The sequence below is a fragment of the Staphylococcus sp. EG-SA-2 genome (assembly GCF_017152085.1).
Genome location: NZ_JACYHC010001137.1, coordinates 1 through 684, shown reverse-complemented (window position 1 = coordinate 684; position 684 = coordinate 1). Strand labels below are relative to the sequence as shown.

General features: G+C 33.2%; 1 protein-coding gene. It reads left to right on the top strand.

The window, feature by feature from the left end; translation table 11 throughout:
• Positions 1-684 (top strand): VOC family protein (locus IDG60_RS28010; protein ID WP_481906110.1); only part of this gene is annotated, 684 nt, incomplete at both ends.

The following is a 684-nucleotide window of genomic DNA, read 5'->3' as shown; positions in this document are numbered from 1 at the left end:
ATGCATTTGAATCAGTATGACTCACGAGATTATATCGATGCATTCAAAGTATTTATCCATCACGTTGCCCTGCATGTCAGTCATAGAAAAGATTTGAAGTTCAACTTGTATGTGACGACATTGCACACGTCTTTAATTGAAATGATTGATTATTTTAAAGCATTATTCCCTAATGGTGGCTTGTACATTCACTTAGATCAAGCTACGGAAAGACATCTACCATTGTTGAAACGACTTGAGCCACACATCAACCATTTTGTATTTGATGCCAATTCAAATGATGCTGTTGATTTTAATAAAATGAATGATGATGAATTTAAAACCGCGAGTCAAATGATTATTAATAAAACGAATTACCTTATCGACTTAATGCATCGCCATAACCTAAAGCGTCCACTCATTTTACTCAATTGGAATACATTGACGGGTGATACATTTATTACAAACGGCGAATATTTTAGAGGTGGTATCATCATTGAGCAATTATTAAAATTAAGTACTAAAGTAGAGGGTATCGGGTATTGGTTGAATTATGATTTGCACGTCAGTCATTGTAGAAATGAACGGGATTATATGAATTCTATTGAACTGTTTCATCAATATAATGGAAAACGTCCGGTCTATTTCACGGCATTGCTATTTAATAAATTAACAAGCAATATTTTGTATTCTGATGATACATGT